17 protein-coding genes are annotated in these 16066 nt (G+C 46.7%); 10 read left to right on the top strand and 7 right to left on the bottom strand.

Translation table 11 applies throughout. The features are described 5' to 3' along the window. Nucleotides 1–36: 36 nt before the first annotated feature. The 6 genes from SYN6312_RS19985 to SYN6312_RS14160 all read left to right on the top strand — a co-directional run bounded on the left by SYN6312_RS19985 (nt 37) and on the right by SYN6312_RS14160 (nt 4376). Nucleotides 37–201, top strand: a complete 165-nt coding sequence (locus SYN6312_RS19985; protein ID WP_015125581.1) for a hypothetical protein — start codon at nt 37–39, stop codon at nt 199–201. A 413-nt stretch (nt 202–614) separates the two neighbouring features. Further along, on the top strand, nt 615–1004 hold the full coding sequence (locus SYN6312_RS21065; RefSeq protein WP_083853529.1) for a transposase: 390 nt from the start codon (nt 615–617) through the stop codon (nt 1002–1004). A 540-nt stretch (nt 1005–1544) separates the two neighbouring features. Then, the gene (locus SYN6312_RS14175) at nt 1545–1916 is read left to right on the top strand and encodes a hemagglutinin (RefSeq protein WP_015125579.1); all 372 of its coding nucleotides are present in this window, start codon (nt 1545–1547) and stop codon (nt 1914–1916) included. 665 nt (nt 1917–2581) lie between these two features. Further along, nucleotides 2582–2785 carry a DUF2811 domain-containing protein gene (locus tag SYN6312_RS14170; RefSeq protein ID WP_015125577.1) on the top strand — a complete coding sequence of 68 codons (204 nt, stop codon included), beginning with the start codon at nt 2582–2584 and terminating at the stop codon, nt 2783–2785. A 52-nt stretch (nt 2786–2837) separates the two neighbouring features. Next, complete coding sequence (locus SYN6312_RS14165) at nt 2838–3083, top strand: type II toxin-antitoxin system HicB family antitoxin (protein WP_015125576.1); 246 nt, start codon at nt 2838–2840, stop codon at nt 3081–3083. A gap of 240 nt (nt 3084–3323) precedes the next feature. Next, nucleotides 3324–4376, top strand: a complete 1053-nt coding sequence (locus SYN6312_RS14160; protein ID WP_015125575.1) for an adenosine deaminase — start codon at nt 3324–3326, stop codon at nt 4374–4376. 329 nt (nt 4377–4705) lie between these two features. Here SYN6312_RS14160 and SYN6312_RS14155 read toward each other — a convergent pair whose 3' ends face one another. Further along, nucleotides 4706–5791 (bottom strand): methyltransferase domain-containing protein, encoded by a 1086-nt coding sequence (locus SYN6312_RS14155; RefSeq protein WP_015125573.1) that lies wholly within the window; start codon nt 5789–5791, stop codon nt 4706–4708. Nucleotides 5792–6020: 229 nt separating this feature from the next. Between SYN6312_RS14155 and SYN6312_RS14150 the strand changes: the two genes are divergently transcribed. Beyond that, nucleotides 6021–6629 carry a TetR/AcrR family transcriptional regulator gene (locus SYN6312_RS14150; RefSeq protein ID WP_015125572.1) on the top strand — a complete coding sequence of 203 codons (609 nt, stop codon included), beginning with the start codon at nt 6021–6023 and terminating at the stop codon, nt 6627–6629. Here SYN6312_RS14150 and gltS read toward each other — a convergent pair whose 3' ends face one another. After that, nucleotides 6630–7838, bottom strand: coding sequence for a sodium/glutamate symporter (gene gltS / locus SYN6312_RS14145; RefSeq protein ID WP_015125571.1), 1209 nt, complete (start codon nt 7836–7838; stop codon nt 6630–6632). A 104-nt stretch (nt 7839–7942) separates the two neighbouring features. Between gltS and SYN6312_RS14140 the strand changes: the two genes are divergently transcribed. Next, entirely contained in the window at nt 7943–8740 is a 798-nt protein-coding gene (locus SYN6312_RS14140; protein WP_015125570.1) for a sulfite exporter TauE/SafE family protein, read from the top strand. On the opposite strand, the gene SYN6312_RS14135 is transcribed toward SYN6312_RS14140, so the two are convergent. Beyond that, on the bottom strand, nt 8693–9610 hold the full coding sequence (locus SYN6312_RS14135) for an alpha/beta fold hydrolase (RefSeq protein WP_015125569.1): 918 nt from the start codon (nt 9608–9610) through the stop codon (nt 8693–8695). The genes SYN6312_RS14140 and SYN6312_RS14135 overlap by 48 nt on opposite strands. A gap of 437 nt (nt 9611–10047) precedes the next feature. On the opposite strand from SYN6312_RS14135, the gene SYN6312_RS14130 reads away from it, so the two are divergent. Next, nucleotides 10048–12909 (top strand): glycerol-3-phosphate acyltransferase, encoded by a 2862-nt coding sequence (locus SYN6312_RS14130; RefSeq protein WP_015125568.1) that lies wholly within the window; start codon nt 10048–10050, stop codon nt 12907–12909. Nucleotides 12910–13238: 329 nt separating this feature from the next. Here SYN6312_RS14130 and SYN6312_RS18445 read toward each other — a convergent pair whose 3' ends face one another. Then, nucleotides 13239–13619, bottom strand: coding sequence for a hypothetical protein (locus SYN6312_RS18445; protein WP_051021044.1), 381 nt, complete (start codon nt 13617–13619; stop codon nt 13239–13241). A gap of 184 nt (nt 13620–13803) precedes the next feature. Next, nucleotides 13804–14457: a S24 family peptidase gene (locus SYN6312_RS18440; RefSeq protein WP_015125567.1), complete on the bottom strand. Its 654-nt coding sequence runs from the start codon at nt 14455–14457 to the stop codon at nt 13804–13806. 77 nt (nt 14458–14534) lie between these two features. Here SYN6312_RS18440 and SYN6312_RS14115 point away from each other — a divergent pair, with 77 nt between their 5' ends. Beyond that, entirely contained in the window at nt 14535–14936 is a 402-nt protein-coding gene (locus SYN6312_RS14115) for a hypothetical protein (RefSeq protein WP_015125566.1), read from the top strand. A 301-nt stretch (nt 14937–15237) separates the two neighbouring features. Here SYN6312_RS14115 and SYN6312_RS14110 read toward each other — a convergent pair whose 3' ends face one another. Then, nucleotides 15238–15621: a DUF433 domain-containing protein gene (locus SYN6312_RS14110; protein ID WP_015125565.1), complete on the bottom strand. Its 384-nt coding sequence runs from the start codon at nt 15619–15621 to the stop codon at nt 15238–15240. Next, complete coding sequence (locus SYN6312_RS14105) at nt 15614–15856, bottom strand: hypothetical protein (RefSeq protein ID WP_015125564.1); 243 nt, start codon at nt 15854–15856, stop codon at nt 15614–15616. Before SYN6312_RS14105 ends, SYN6312_RS14110 begins: the two co-directional genes overlap by 8 nt. Nucleotides 15857–16066 lie beyond the last annotated feature (210 nt).

Genomic DNA, 16066 nt, shown 5'->3' with positions numbered 1-16066 from the left:
ATATCATCCAGTCTCGGTTTCTCGGAGTTTTGAGTGATGTCCGATTCACTAGTCAGCACAGCATCCCCAGAGGAAAATAGCCAGGCCCCACGCAAGGTTTACAAAACCCCAAAGCTAGAGTTTTTTGGCAATTTACATTCGTTAACTCAAGCTATTTCTATTGTTGATGTCTTTCGGGGCCGGACGGCGGCAGCTAGTTAAGACTCTTTCTTGAATTGACCTTTATCGGAGCTTTTATGTCACAGCCTCAGAATATTCAGTCTCAGGAAAAAGAAGCTAAAACCAGACAACGCAAGCTCTACAGCCCTCCTAAGTTGGAGGTTTTGGGTCATCTATCCAATATGACTTTAGCAGGGGAGAATGATGGAGCGGATTTTGATAATCTGGGTAGCTAGATTGGCCTTTCAAGCTGTCCTAGGGTGCAACCTGATCATGATAAAAGATTATTTCTGCAACAGTCATGCTCATCTTGAAGACCAGAAATAGTTGCTTCAGAATCGATTTGACAATGCTTGAGAATGATGCCATAACAACTCGCTATTTTTTGTTTATCTAAGGGGAAAACAATTCATTTCTGCCCCTCTTTTTGTACTTCAAGCTAACTTTCAGGACTTCTGATCAAGTACCTACTCTTAAGGAATCACAGCAGTTTAACAAAGGGAGAGAAGCAAAATCTAGAGTACGCTCTCGATTGCTCGAAAAAATTAAGGTTGGCGTATGAGTTAAAAGAAGAATTTCGTAGCATTTATGAAACTGACCAACCCCCTGACAAGGCTAGGGTGAAATTTGAAAGATGGATGGAAAAATCTAGTCAGTTATTTCATGCGTCAAGTCAAATAATAAAAAATCACATTGATGGAATTTGTAACTATTTTGGGCACCGAACGACCAGTGGGCTTATGGAAGGAATTAATAATAAGATTAAGGTGATTAAACGTCAGGCCTATGGCTTTACAAATTTTAGGCATCTGCGAATGAGGCTCATGGCTTGCTTCTCTCATTAGTTTTACTGATCACCCTCTTCCTATGAGAACCAACATATTAAACAGATAGTCAAGTTCAAACGAGAATTAAACCGCATAAATAAGAGACGATGAAAATGGTGGCAATTTGGAGTTAACGCCTCAAGTATGAGATTAGCAATAAGCAATTTATCCTACTACTTTACTGTTCCAAGAGTTTCTAAATGGGCTGTGTTTATTCCTGCACCTTTAGATTGGCTATCAGGTGATAAATCTGTATGACTATCGCACTGCGCAAATGTCACAAAAACAATGGGGCATTACCAAACTCTACAATGCTTATTTTGATGCACCCGCCAGCTAACTCTATCAACTCCATGCCCAACTGGATCAACAGGTATTAACTGCCTATGGATTCAACCCCAAGGATGATTTACTCCAACAACTGTTAGACTGGAGCCTTCACCTTGCCACTCAAGCAGCCCAACGCCATACTATCAAAGGCCCTACAGCCTAATCCACTATCCTAAAAGTAGGCCCAATCAAACGCCCCAAGTTGAGTATCGCCACAGGGAGAAAATAATGTCTGAAGCAATAACCGCTAGTGAAGCACGGCAAATCTTAGATGCGATTCAGGCTCTCACTGTGGAGATGAAAGTTAACCAGGCCAGGACTGACGAACAATTTAAAACTTTACGGGCGGAAGTAAAATCTGATATTGCCGAGGTCAAGGCCGAAATTGCTGAGGTCAGGTCTGAAGTCAAATCTCTCAATGACAAAATGGATTTAAAATTTGAGGCTGTGCAGGGAGAAATTAAGTCCCTCAATAACAAAGTAGATGACCTCCGTACTCAGCAACGCAGTATTGATAACCGACTCTGGAGCTTTATTGTGGCCTTAATTCTGTTACTTACAGGTGGGCTAGTGAAGTTGACCCTGTTTGATAAACCCTAAGGATGAAAACTTTGAGCCCCAGGCCTGGTAGTTCTCTGTTGACCCCAATCCACTGATCACCATGGAGTTAAGAATAACGCTACGCCCTTCCCTCTGGCCTGGGTACTTACTCAGAATCCCTGCAATGCTCCATCCCCCAAATCCGCAGGCCTGGCTTTTTCTTTCAGAAAATCTTGACAAAAGTTATCAATTTCTGACTTGACAAATTTCTTAGCACAATTGGGCTGAATTGAGATTTCCCCAGGATTTCCCCAGGATTTCCCCAGTTCCCCGGAAGTTTTCCACAGACCACCGAGAGTTTTCCACAGGTGATAATGCTGAATCTAGGCTTCCCTGGCTTTCTGGGGAATATCGAGTTTTCCGCAGATATATATGAAGAAACGTAACAAAAACAACCCTCAAACCCAGTAAATTCGTGTCAAGGGGCCGAAAAGACTGTATTCGCAACAACATTGACAACCTCCCCCCCTGATCGACAACAATGTAACTCCACACACCGAGTCAACCCCAAAGCTGAAGAGGCACTTCCCAACTCCCAAGGTTTGAAATTGACAGTTTTTGCTTACTCTCAGCAGGCCTGGAGCACTGTGTGAGAGATGGGTGGTCATGTTTGTTTTGGTTTTGCCCTAGGGTCATCGCGTTAATATAGTAGAGGTCAATTATTCATGAATGCACAGGCAACAGTCAGTATCTTGGCGGAAATTCCCGAAGAACTCCATGAGACGTTGAAATCTTACCTAGAACATCATCCCGACTGGGATCAAGACCGGGTTTTTGTAGCGGCTTTATCCTTGTTTTTGCTCCAAAATGGAAACTGTGATCGTCGGGCCGCACGGGTTTATTTAGATACCCTCTTTAAGCGTTTCTAGTCCCTTTAGACCGTAATTCACAGGCCCATCCTTGGGGTAACGTTGCAAGCCTATGACCTTGGCTAACTATATGCGGGCAGCTATGGAGCGAGCGGTTTACCATATCCAACCCGAGGATGGCCTGGTACATGGGGAAATTCCCGGCTTTGCTAATGTCAATGCCCAAGGACGTACCCTCTTAGAATGCCGCCATGCCTTAACGGAACTCCTCGAAGATTGGGTTGATTTTCGCCTGTCACGGGGCCTGGCTGTACCCACACTGGATGGGATTGAGTTACCGAGCCGCAACGAATTTTAGGGAACCCTGACAATCAAAGCACTTGATCCGTCTCAGCCAGGTTCTCAGCCGTCAGTCCCCAGCGACCCCCTTCGGATTCTCGATCTGAGCGTCTATGCAGTCTGGATCCCAGATGTGTTCAATACAGTGTAAATTTTTGTTAACTTTGCTACCATGGCTTCAATAGGATGCCCATGTCGCCAAGAATTTACTGCATTGACTCTGACTCGGTTCCATTGAGGCTCAACTCGGGAGGTAATGATGGCTTTATATGCCGAACTGCATCGTCATTTGGGAGGGGCTGTAGTTCCACGGATTCTATGGCGGTATTTTCAGCGCAATGATGCCCAGTTGGCCAGTCGTTTCCCAAACTATCCCGACTTTGAGCAGTTCTATACCCAACCCCGCAACACCCTTGAAGAATATTTAGAACTCCACTCTTTGGTGGAAAGCGTCCAAACTCCCCAGGCCTTGCCCTACTTTATCTATCGCCTGATTCGGGGAGCCTATGTGTTTGAAAATTTGGCCTACCTGGAATTGCGCTATACCCCCTATCTCCGCACCGATCACAACTTGAGCCAAAATCAACGCCTAGAGCAAATGGCTGAAATTGTCAAAGTCGTTGGCCTGGCCTGTGAAGTGGCTGAATATCCAATTATCACCAGTCAAATTCTCTGTATGCACACCCGCCTCCCCTACGAGGTGAACCAGGCCATCCTCCACCTCGCGGCCGCCATGCCAAATTATGTCTGTGGAGTTGATTTAGCAGGGGGAGACACGGCCTATGGAGAACGGATGACGGAATTTATTGATCTCTATGCCCAGGCCCGGAACTTAGGCCTAAAAACCACTGGCCATCTCTATGAAACGACTGCTGGCTGTTACCCGGACCTCCTCCCCTACCTGATGCGGATTGGCCACGGGATTCAAATTCCCCTCCATTATCCAGAATTGCTGCCCCAAGTGGCCCAGGCCGGACAATGTTTGGAAGTTTGTCCGACGACCTATTTACAAACTGGCACGCTGGAAAATTTGGATCAGTTGCGGGTTGTTTTTGAACGTTGCTTTGAGGCTGGGGTGGATATTGCCATCTGTACCGATAATGCTGGCCTGCACAATGTCCGCTTGCCCTTTGAATATGAAAATCTCCTCACCCAAAACCTGATTGACTTTAAGGAGCTCCAGGCCTGTCAGGAAGCCGCTTTTCGTCATGCCTTTGCTTGGCCCTATACGGAACCCCCCGCCTCATTGTTGTCCCGGTTATTAACAGAAACAGAAGCTGAAGGGAATCTCGCAGTGAGTGGGGTGAAGTAGGGGATTTGCCCGCAAACCGATCCTCTGAATCAGTCATGGCTAGTTGCAAAAAGGCAATGGGGTTAATAGTGATAGTTATTGGGTATCACTACGGTAGATGGACAACTTGGCAACCAACCCCAAAAATTTAAGATTCAACACTTGTAGATTCTGGTTTGTTTGGCAATCCCTCTACTCCCGCAAATTTCTGGCTCACTTCAGATTTAGACTGGTCTGCTTCGCCTGCTGAACCCGGTTGAGAAGTTAGACCTAAATGAGTACTCAGTGAGTTTTCACCTAAGACGGTCAGGCTTTTCCGAGATAGGAGCGTACAAATGCTACACATGACTTTAATGCTTATAAGTAATATAGTAGTCATTCATCACGTCGTGGGCTAGTTGCCTTATCTCAACTTGCTCAAAGCCCGCTTCCTGCAAGAGTTCTAAGGCCTTTTCTTGCCCCCACATCGTCCCCAGGCCTAATCCCCCAGCCGCTAAGGAGACGGTCATACAGTGCAGACAAGAAACCGTATAGAGCAAGGGCGCAACGGGATGTTCAAGATTCCCCTCCACCGCTGTTGAGGCATGAATATCTTGCATTAAATAAACCCCGCCCGGACGCAAGGCCTGGTAAATATTTTGAAGAACCCAATCTGGCCTGGCCTGGTCATGTACCGCATCAAAGGTGGTAATCCAATCGTATTGCTCAACTTCCCCTAGTTGTGTTGTATCTTGCACCTGAAACCGGGCATTGTTTAATTGCTTTTCCTGAGCTTCCGCAATGGCTGTAGCAATCGCAGTTTCCGACAAATCATACCCAGTAAACCGACTGTTGGGAAAAAGGCTTGCTAGCTTATTCATGGCCCGCCCACTGCCACAACCCACATCCAAGACATCAATACCCCTCTCTAAACGGTCTTGCAAATTCGGAACCAAGGGTAAAATATGATCTTCCAAGGCTGCCACAATTGTTTGTCCACTATCTTCCGCCATCACCTGATGAAACCGGGAAAATTCGGAATAGGGAACACCGCCGCCGTTTTGGAAGCAATCCAGAATTTTGTCTTCAACGCTGGCCAACACCGGAATATATTGAGCAAAGGTTGCCATGTTGTCTGCGGTTGCAGCCCGAGTTAGAAATACAGAATGTTCCGCTGGTAAGTGATACGTCTTCTTCACGGGGTCATAATCCACAATTCGCCCCACAACCATCGCCTTCAGCCATTCCCGCACATACCGTTCATTCAGATTCGCCGCCTCAGCAATTGCTTGACTCGTGGCCTGGGGTAAGTCTGCCAACGCATCAAATAACCGCGCCCGATGCCCCAGGGAAACCATCAGCGATAGTGCGCCACTGTTAATGATGCCCAATAAACGCTCGGCAAAGGCTGCGGCTGTGGATAAATCAAGCGATGGTTCACTTACTTGGGTTGTCATAAAATCTCCTGAATTCTTTGAATGTATTTATACAGACTAGTTGGTATAGTAGCCAAACCAAATTGACCTGTCAAGGGGAGGAAAGGAGCAATTGAGCCATGGACTATATAGCCCAAAATCCCCTACTGATAGGATTGGATCACTGATCGGCGTTGAGGAGAGCAACAATTTGTAAATAGACTAAATAGTCTGTAACATGAGAAGAGTAGTCGATTCGTTGAGATAATAAATGCCTAAAAGCGGTGAATCTACGAAAATCAAGATTTTAGATGCGGCTCATGGTCTGGTGATGGGGCATGGACTCTCTGGTACCTCCATTGATATGGTCTTAGCCAAAGCTGGGATTACAAAGGGAGCATTTTTCTACCATTTCAAAACTAAAGCCGATTTAGCTCGGGCTCTGGTTGAACGCTATGCCAGTCAGGATGCCGCCCACTTGCAGAGAAATCTAGCCCGCGCTGAAACTCTAAGTCGCGATCCACTCCAACAAATTCTTATTTTGATTGCTCTTTTCCAAGAAGAAGTTGAAGAACTCACGGATTCCAGTGCAGGTTGCCTAATTGCTTCCTACGTTTATCAATTTGAAGAACTTGATGCCGAGGTTCATACCATTTCCGCTAAAGCCTTGCTGAACTGGCGGGAGCAACTGGGGGCAAAATTTACAGAGGTGATCGCTAAATATCCACCACGATTAACAGTCCAGGCTTGGGAGTTGGCAGATGGCATGGTTTCGGCGTTTGAGGGGGCTTTTGTGATGATGCGAACCCTGCAAGAACCCAGACAACTCAAACAACAGCTGGCCCATTACCGAAACTATATTGAATTGCTCTTTACTTAGTTAACCCATAAAGCTGAGAAATCGTTGAATCGCAAAGGCATTGACAAGATCAATAAAAAATGCCCCGACCAACGGCAAAATAATAAAGGCCTGGGGGGAGGCTCCAAAGCGTTCTGTGACGGCGGTCATGTTGGCAATCGCTGTGGGAGTTGCGCCTAAAGTTAACCCGGAATAGCCCGCTGCAATTACCGCAGCATTGTAATTTTTTCCCATGACTGGAAACACAACAAAAATGGTGTAAACGGTGCTTAATCCAAATTGTACTAATAGCAATATTGTCACAGGGCCAGCCACTCCCGCCAATGTCCATAACTGTAAACTCATCAAAGACATGGCTAAAAATAAGCCGAGACTCACATCTGCAATCAAGGCTAAGGAGGAGGTTCCAGCCGGCCAGGGTAAACGCTTAAACAGGTAAGGCATAGTATTGGTGAGGATAATTCCCGCCAGCAAACAAGCGACAAACAAAGGGAGTTTCAAGCCCAATGCATCCGTAATTCCATTAATTTGAATCCCCAGACCCACGGTTAAGCCAATCACAAACACGGCATTGAGCATTGTATTGTAGTTAATTTGGACATTCTCTTGATCTTGGCGAATCCCCACCGTTAACTCTTGATCAATGCAGTCGGCTTTTAAACGATGTCGTTTAATTAAGAATCGAGCCACAGGCCCACCAATGATGCCACCCAAAACCAGGCCAAAGGTCGCACTGGCAATGCCAATCTCAGACGCGTTCACAATCCCATAATCCCGTTGAAAAATGGGGGCCCAAGCAATGGCTGTTCCGTGACCACCACTGAGGGAAACTGAACCAGCTAAAACACCAATAGGTAAATCCACACCGATGATTCTGGCCACGGTAATTCCGGTAATATTTTGTAAGAACAGATAGATTACAGCCGTAATTAAGAGAATGGTTAAGGGTTTGCCCCCTTTGAGGAGGGTTTGTAATTTAGCTGATAGTCCAATCGTGGTAAAGAAAACCACTAAAAGAATGTCCCGAATGGGGAGATGAAATTCAACTTGGGTTTTTAATAGGCTATAGCAAATCCCAAAAAAAAGTGAAGCAATCAACCCTCCTGAAACCGCATCTGGAATGTTGTATTCGCGTAAGAATCTGACGTGCTTGGTTAAGTACTTTCCAAAGTAGAGCACTAAAATGGCACTAATAATCGTTTGACGAACATCCAGTTGAATTAAGTTCATCGCGGTTAATGGTCCTCAGCGGCTGATCGTACTAAATATCTAGGTCAAAATATCTAGCTCAAAATGTCACCATACTAGCAATAGAAGAAAACCGAGGCGAAAAAGTGGAGATTTATTTAATTGTTGGGGGCCTGGTGGCTGGAACCTTAGCGGGGTTGCTGGGGATTGGTGGGGGAGTGATTATGGTGCCTTTATTGGTGTCTTTGGGCTTTCAACCCGTTGTGGCGGTGGGGACGAGTACGGTCGCGATCATCATTACGGCCGTGGCAGGAACGGTACAAAATGCGCGCATGGGCTATTGGCAACTCAATAAAATTCTGAGTTTAGGGATTCCGGCTGCGTTTACTGCCCCCCTTGGTTCTTATTGGGCTGCCCAATTGCCCGATAAATGGTTACTGATTGCCTTTGCGACAATGTTATTAGTCAATATTTACCTAATGCAACTGCGGGTTAATCTTAGGGAACCACCAGAAACCAATCTCAATCAATCTGATGATCACGCTACTTCTGTAAACAGTCAAACTAATTTATTACAACGATTTGGGGCTGTAATTTTTATTGGTGGGATTGCGGGGTTAATGGCCGGTTTGTTTGGGATTGGGGGGGGGGTAATTATGGTGTCTTTACAGGTGCTTTTATTGGGAGACAAGATTAAAGCTGCCATTCAAACCAGTTTGGGGGTGATCATGATTACGGCGGTTTCGGCGGTTATAGGTCATGGGGTGCAAGGGAATGTTGCGGTCATGCCGGGGATTATCCTGGGCCTGGGGGGGGTTTTAGCCACACAATTCAGTACGCGCCTGTTACCCCGCTTACCTAATCAGGTGGTAGTCCTATTATTTAATGTATTTATGTTAGTCATGTCTGGGTATATCTATTACCAGGCCCTCAATCTTCCCTAAACAGCGATGAATTAAACCAATCGTGACGGCGGGGACTTCTAACTGCGGGGTAATCCCAACATTCGGCAAGGTAATAAATTCCTGGATGGCCTGGGGATTGAGTTTTGCCAGTTCTTGGCCCAAACTTAGGGATGAAAGTTGCGCCTCACTGCCCCAAATAAAAAATGTTGGTGTTGTTAGCGTCGGTAAGTAATCGGCCAAGTCAAAGCAAAGATCACCCCGCACAAAGGCCAGGGCGGCACAATCCGCATTTTCCATTTCCGCCGACCGCAAATAAGCCTTGACCATTGCAGGCGCAATCTGATCCGGGTTGGCAAATTGTCGTTGGGCCATAAAGGTTTGAATCCCAAATTCTGTGGCAATCCCGAACCGATAGACCAATTGATCCAGGCCTGGGGTGGCAATTAACTGGGCTAGCCATGTGTCCCGAAAATCTTGACCAAAATCACTGAGACCACTGGGATGAAATAAAATCAGGGCCTGGAGTTTTTCAGGGATGGCAATAGCGGCTCGAATCACCAGGCCTGCTGTGAGGGATGAGGCAATCACCACAATTGGCCCAGTCTCGGCAAAGTGGCTGATCAGGGTTTCCAGCAGTTGTAAGTAATCTAAATCTGTATAGTCGCGACGGGGATGCTCTGAATCTCCCCAACCAATCAAATCAGGGGCAATGATCCGATAGTGGGCGGCAAAGGCGGGATAAACCAGTGACCATTCATAGCTAGAGGAACCACCCCCAAACCCATGCAAGAACAAAAGCGTTGTCAGAGGTGTATTAGCGACCGTAATCTCTGGGCCTCCGCGGGCATAGGCGACGCGACCTAAATCTGTTAGCAATGATTGGCGAGAGAATCCGGGTGCAAGTTCCATAGATCAAGCCATGAACTTACTTAAACCTAACAGATTTCATCCGTGTTTTTATCACAATCCTGCGGGGATTTAGTAGAGCTACTTGTAAGAAATACTCTCCTACTTGCTTAAGCTCAATTCAGTGGTTTGCAAAATTGTCATAATTCTAATGACTTGATACCATGTTAATGTCTTCAAAACTTATTTAAAAGTATGATCACAAAAGTTAGTTTTTTAATGGTACATACCAAATTGCTAGATAAGTGCTTCAGTAAAAAAACAGAATCAATGAAATTGAATTGACGGATAAATTGAAAAAATAAATAAAAATTTGACAAATATTAAATATATAAACTAATGCTAGATGATCATTGATAGACTCTTGTTAACTCATCACTCAGCTATTCATCGGAATTGATCACGTTATAATTATCTTCAATTCCATCTTTGATTCTGCTTTGATTACTCAAATTGGATTAGCGATAGTTCTGGGCCTGGGTTGTTCGGTCTTGGGGGGCCTGCCAATTATTAACGGGTTGGGTTTGCTGTGGCTGAAACGCCCCCTATCCCAATTAGGCACAGGTAATGCGGGGGTATCGGCAGCCTTCTATCATGGCGGGACTGTTTTGGGGATTTTGGCCGTTTGCTCGGAAGCTGCGAAGGGGATTTTAGCGGTTCTTTGGATGCAAAACTGGTTTCCAGATTTAGCCGTTGGCCCTTGGTTAGCCTTACTCTGCTTGGTGGCGGGACGATATTGTTGGGGGAATGGGGCCGGGACAACCAACGTCGTTTGGGGAGTCTTATGGTTTGCTCCTGGGGTAGCCTGGTTAACGGTTCTAGTTAGTGGGGTCAGTTTTACGATTTTTCGTCAACGGCAACAGGGGCGGCTTGTCGCGTTAATTATTTTTCCAGTGATGGTGGCCTTGATTCGCCGTTCCATTCCCGAAACCTTGGCCGCTGGGGTTTTAGCCTTAACCTTGGGCTGGATTTATGAAGAGTTGCCCGATGATTTAGCCTTAAACAGGCACCAGGCCCGACCAGAGAGTCAAGTCATGTTTCAGTTTTTCCAAGGGGAGCGCGCCCTATTGAGTTTGGATCACCCCCTGTCTCCCGAAAAAGTTGGTCATAAAGCGGCAACCCTCAGTCAGCTGAAACGCTGGGGCTATGCTGTGCCGATGGGTTGGGTATTACCGGCTGGCGATGATCCGGAACCCCTGATTACCAGCCTGAACTTTGATGTTGCCCATCCTCTGGTAGCCCGTTCTTCAGCACCGGGGGAAGACTCTTTGGCCAGTGCCATGGCGGGACAATATGCCAGTTTTTTGGATATTACCAACCCGGAGCAACTCACCCAGGCCCTGATTGGGGTGCAACAGTCCTACAACCGGGCCAATAATCCTTCAGAGTCAGACCATTCAAATCATGCTGGGATGGCCGTTCTTGTCCAAATCCAAATTCAGGGGGTCTTTTCTGGGGTGGCCTTTAGCCGAGATCCCCTCTGGGGCGGTTTGGATTGCGTGGCGGTAGAAACGTTACCCGGCCCTGCCAGTCGCGTTGTTTCGGGACAATTTACGCCGGAGTCCTATCGAGTCTTGTTTGATGCACAGGGGCCAATCCCAGACTCATTAAAGATCACGGGAGATGTACCTGCAGCCGTAATACTGGAAGTGGCTCGCCTGTGTCGAGAATTAGAAACTCGCTATCATGGCATTCCTCAGGATCTGGAGTGGACCTATGACGGGCAAACCATTTGGGTGCTCCAGGCCCGGCCGATTACCACCCTATTACCGATTTGGACACGTAAAATTGCCGCCGAAGTCATTCCCGGTGTGATTCATCCCCTCACTTGGTCAATTAATCGGCCGCTCACCTGTGGGGTCTGGGGAGAAATTTTTTCCCTTGTTTTGGGTCAAGCGGCTCAGGGATTAGATTTCCAGGCCACAGCAGATCTCCATTTTGGCCGGGCTTATTTTAATGCCACCCTTTTAGGGACTATTTTCCGCCGGATGGGACTGCCCCCAGAGAGTTTAGAGTTTCTGACTCGGGGAGCTAAAATGAGTCGGCCGCCCTTGAGCACCACCTTGAAAGCCTTACCCGGTTTGGGAAAATTGGCACAACGGGAATGGCAACTGCCCAGGGATTGGCAACGGGATGACCAGAAACACCTCCACCCCCTCCTCCAGGAACTCCAAGAGCATCCCATCACTGCCGCTGCCGATCCCCTCTGGTTACTCAATCGGATTGAAAAAATCTTGACAGGCCTGGAAATTGCCACCTACTACAACATCATGGCCCCCTTGAGTGCTGCCCTCAGACAAGCCCTTGGTCGCGTCCACCCTGAAACTCTCGATACCAGTACTAGCCCAGAAACTGCATCCTTAAAAGCCTTAACGACAATTGCTCAAAAGGTTCAAGAGATTCTGAAGACAGATGTAGCTACGGCCCCAGAACCCCTCAAACAGGCCTTAGAAAAAATGCCTGAAGGAAAAACCGTTTTAGGGGATTTAGAGAAATTCTTGCAGACCTTTGGCTATATCAGCCCCACAGCTACGGATATTTCTGTCCCGACTTGGCAAGAGACCCCAGACCTAGTGTGGCAGTTGTTAGGCAGTTTAGTGGGCCAGTCAACATCCGCTCATCGGCCTAAATTCAATCCAAAAGCCCAGGCCTGGGTGCAGGCGCGGATCAATCTTAAGGGGGATGTGGCTACAGTCTATGGTCAACTCCTGGCAAATTTACGTTGGACGGTTCTTGGCCTGGAAAACCAATGGCTTAAAAACGGGCAACTCTTGACCAAGGGGGATATTTTCTTCCTCCAGTTCAATGAGCTGACTACGGCAATTCAAGCTCCCCAAACAATGGATTGGCCAAACTATCAAGAACTCATTGAGAACCGCCGTCGAGAATTTAATGCACTGCAAAATTTAGAACCCATTCCCTATGTTGTTTACGGTCAAAATCCCCAACTACCCATCTCCGTCACCCAGCAGCAGACCTCAACTTGGCAAGGGATTGGAGCCAGTCCGGGTATCGCTCAAGGCAGAGTCCAAATCATTCACAACCCAAGCCAGGCCCTGCGGGTTCCGCCCAATACGATTGTGGTTGTCCCCTACACAGATGCGGGCTGGTTGCCAGTGCTGACGGGAGCCGTGGGCATTATTACTGAAGTGGGTGGCCGTTTATCCCATGGGGCAATTGTAGCCAGAGAGTTAGGCATTCCCGCCATTATGGGTCTGGAGCAAGCCACTCAACATCTAAAAACGGGACAGCAGATTCAGATGAACGGGCAAACAGGCAAGATTACCCTACTAGAAACCTAACTTTGTCTTAGCTATCTAAGCCCAAGGCTCAGTCATGGTGCAAACTCATCAGCTCTAGATGCTCAACTCCAGCATGACTCCAATAACCATAAATGTTCTTTAGCAGTGGGGTCACAGGCTTACTCCATGATTGCCGCTGCAAAATCTTTAGTTCTCTGCACTGTCACCAAATTGGCCTGGATGTTGAGAGATTGCCTTAGGTGAGCCAACACCCGTTGATAGCAACTCCGCCAATGGCATCACCTCTAACGCCTAAGGAGAAAGTGTGACACTTGCCAGAATTCTGCCACCCTAAACATAACAAGCCTCGGTGATGCTCAATCGTAACTTTACTCATGGGGCAACCTGCGGGGATAAAAATTAGGGGTAAACTCAAGCCCCAAATAACCCTTAGGTGACAAAAATATTAAGAAGGTGACATTATTGGTTCTACTGGGCGTTAACAGTCGGTAGGTCAGACCTGTCAGTGGTGTAGTTTCCAGATCGTTCCAGTCAAGACGGTTATAGCGTCCCTTTAAGCTAAATTCAATCCCCTCAAATCGGAGTGTGCCTTGAATCTTCTCTTCGACTGCGACCGGTTTACGGAGCATCTCTGACTGGAGATACTGGGTGTAGTAACGCTGAAGAATGCTTTCCCCATCTTGGTATTTCGAGAGAGTTAACCTAGTTTTGTGTGGCTCCCATTGCTCGATTACCCAGTCCCAAGGCATCGGCTGACTATAGGACCAGTCACGGTAGAGAGTCGCAAGGGTCTGATGGAGGGCCCCGTCCCAAGCCCGCAGCTCTATGGCCGATTGGGTTACTCATGTGCCGCTCGTATCGAAAGTAGTCGGCCTGGGGACATCGTTGATAGGTTTGGAATCGAGATACAGGGAGGGTGTAAACCATAACTATCTACCCTCTTAATTTCCGTCCCGACCAGACGACTCGACCCAGGATCGCAAAATCATCAGGGTCAATTTGCTCAGAAATTGGAAATGGTGGATAGGCACTGTTATCACTAGCAATCAAGAGAGTTTTACCTGGCTGTGGGAGTAACCGCTTCACCATCAGTAGGGCATTACAGCGAATCAGATAAATCCCCTCTTGTAAGGGGTCAGGGAGTTTATGAGTGAAAAGTACGGTATCGCCATTATTGAGGGTAGGCTCCATTGAGTCACCTCGCACTGTGAGTAATCCGGCATCCTGTGGATTTACGTTCAATTCTTGTTCAATCCAATCCAAGTCGAGGTTAAGCGCATCAATCGCTGCTTCTGCCTCTAAAAATGTGCCAGGCCCCGCTGCTGCTTCTAAGTCATACCGAGGAATCGCCACCGTTGGGCGTTGTGGGTAACGTCCCATCAGGAGCCAGGTTGGGTCAGCCTCAAAGGTTTGGCACACACGGGCCAACAGTTCGGCATCGGGAAGACGTTCTTCTTTTTCATACCGAACTAGAGTACGCGCCCCAATGCCTAATAACTCCGCAAAGGTTTGACGGCTCCGTTTTCCCCGTAACTGTACTAAACGTTCCCCAATCCCACTCGAAAGACGCTGATTGTGATTATTCATTTTCAATGCAATGCCCGAATGGGCGTAATCTAACACAAAACCTATGAGAGTTTGAAGGGATGGAATGGAGTCGCCCCATGAACAACAATCAATTTCAAACCCTGAGCACCCAACGGACTACCCTAGAACAGCAGTATGGCCGCTTCCTGATTTCTTCCCAGTTTGGCCAGAGTTGGCAGCAGATGAGTCTGTCACGGCAGACAGATGTGTTGGCGTATTGTGAACAGATTATTGGGAAGCCTGAACCCTTGAAACTATCCCCCCTAACCCCTGAAGTTGTTTTAGAGGTGAGTTTAGGCCGGGTTTGGGCCGTGCGTGTCGGTTGTGAATCGGAATTTGCTGCCTATCAATTTGCGAAATGGGCAACAACGGTATCGGCCTTAGTTGCTGTTCAGCAGACTAGATTGGGTTGGTTTGTGCGGTGTTGGGGACTAAACCCATTGGTATGGCGGCAAATCCTGGATGCCCAGGCCGGATAAAAGACCGTCATTAACCGCAGTTGGATTTTGCTAGTTCTGTTGAAAACGTATGGAGTTGGTTCGAGATAAGTGACCTGACCAGTATCCAAATGCAACCCTCACTCGACTGTCACCAATGTCAGTGACAAAATCATGCGTTGTAATCTAGATTTAATGAGATTATTTTTTATTTTCAATGTCCAATATAATTTAGAGAATATGTTCAGTACACTAATTTTAATCCTTGACTGGCGATATTACCTAATAAAAGTTCAGCATGTCCCCCCAGGTTGTGATCGACCAAAAAGTTCATGCGTCTAGTTCATGTCTCGCTTTCTGTGCTTGAAGTTTTGCCCAAAGAGCGTCTTGGCCTGGGTGGTCTCTTGACAACATGTGCAAGGTGTTGACGACTAAGCTCTTCCCAATACTGCCGATTTTCCTCAGCCTGTTTGAGAACCAGTTGATACTCTGCTTCAACCTCAGGGCGATTGGTTTCAATGTAAGTCAACGCAGTGTTAATTTCTGCTTCTGTTAGGTCAAATAAGGAGCGAATAAATTTTGGGGGATACTGCGCCGTTACATAGTCCATGACATCATAGAGGGTGATACGAGTGCCAGAAATGGTTAGTCCTCGTTCTGTGCGAATAATTTTGGGTTGATGGTTGGATACTGTAGTCGATCGAGTCTGTACTTCGTCATTATTCATAGATGCTACCCCGATTAAAAGCTGTCTCATTTAAGCTTGGATTACCTTTCGGAAGTTGTGATACCCATTCCCGAAATTCCTTAGCCCTGTCTGATGATGTTGCTCTTTGCCACAATTGCTGCGGCAGGATCATTTGTTTGGCATGTAGTTCAACTAAAGCAATAAAATCAGCAATTTGTTTAAGTTGCCCATCATTGAGGTTATCTAATTCTTTCTTAATATCTTCTTGTAACATTGGTTAACTCCAAGACAATATTGATTAATTAATTATATAAAGATTAATTTTATACGGACAAAGTAGGAATTTTCATGAGGACAAGAACTCTATGGAGAACACTAGGTTTTTTACTTAAGTAAACCTCAGAACGATTGCTTTCGTTATACCCAACTATAAATGCACCAAATGTTGTACAGATTTCAGGATATAAGGCTGAGTAATTAGAAT

This window comes from Synechococcus sp. PCC 6312 (assembly GCF_000316685.1).
Classification (GTDB): Bacteria; Cyanobacteriota; Cyanobacteriia; order Thermosynechococcales; family Thermosynechococcaceae; genus Pseudocalidococcus.
This window is presented reverse-complemented; position numbering and strand designations above follow the sequence as displayed.

Excerpts from the sequence above, each read along its gene's own strand:
- gltS (WP_015125571.1), bottom strand. The coding sequence starts at position 7,838 with ATGAACTTAATTCAACTGGATGTTCGTCAAACGATTATTAGTGCCATT.
- SYN6312_RS18445 (WP_051021044.1), bottom strand. The coding sequence starts at position 13,619 with ATGCCTTGGGACTGGGTAATCGAGCAATGGGAGCCACACAAAACTAGG.
- SYN6312_RS14160 (WP_015125575.1), top strand. The coding sequence starts at position 3,324 with ATGGCTTTATATGCCGAACTGCATCGTCATTTGGGAGGGGCTGTAGTT.
- SYN6312_RS14110 (WP_015125565.1), bottom strand. The coding sequence starts at position 15,621 with ATGAATAATGACGAAGTACAGACTCGATCGACTACAGTATCCAACCAT.
- SYN6312_RS14165 (WP_015125576.1), top strand. The coding sequence starts at position 2,838 with ATGACCTTGGCTAACTATATGCGGGCAGCTATGGAGCGAGCGGTTTAC.
- SYN6312_RS14175 (WP_015125579.1), top strand. The coding sequence starts at position 1,545 with ATGTCTGAAGCAATAACCGCTAGTGAAGCACGGCAAATCTTAGATGCG.
- SYN6312_RS14170 (WP_015125577.1), top strand. The coding sequence starts at position 2,582 with ATGAATGCACAGGCAACAGTCAGTATCTTGGCGGAAATTCCCGAAGAA.
- SYN6312_RS14155 (WP_015125573.1), bottom strand. The coding sequence starts at position 5,791 with ATGACAACCCAAGTAAGTGAACCATCGCTTGATTTATCCACAGCCGCA.
- SYN6312_RS14105 (WP_015125564.1), bottom strand. The coding sequence starts at position 15,856 with ATGTTACAAGAAGATATTAAGAAAGAATTAGATAACCTCAATGATGGG.
- SYN6312_RS19985 (WP_015125581.1), top strand. The coding sequence starts at position 37 with ATGTCCGATTCACTAGTCAGCACAGCATCCCCAGAGGAAAATAGCCAG.
- SYN6312_RS14135 (WP_015125569.1), bottom strand. The coding sequence starts at position 9,610 with ATGGAACTTGCACCCGGATTCTCTCGCCAATCATTGCTAACAGATTTA.
- SYN6312_RS14150 (WP_015125572.1), top strand. The coding sequence starts at position 6,021 with ATGCCTAAAAGCGGTGAATCTACGAAAATCAAGATTTTAGATGCGGCT.
- SYN6312_RS18440 (WP_015125567.1), bottom strand. The coding sequence starts at position 14,457 with ATGAATAATCACAATCAGCGTCTTTCGAGTGGGATTGGGGAACGTTTA.
- SYN6312_RS14115 (WP_015125566.1), top strand. The coding sequence starts at position 14,535 with ATGAACAACAATCAATTTCAAACCCTGAGCACCCAACGGACTACCCTA.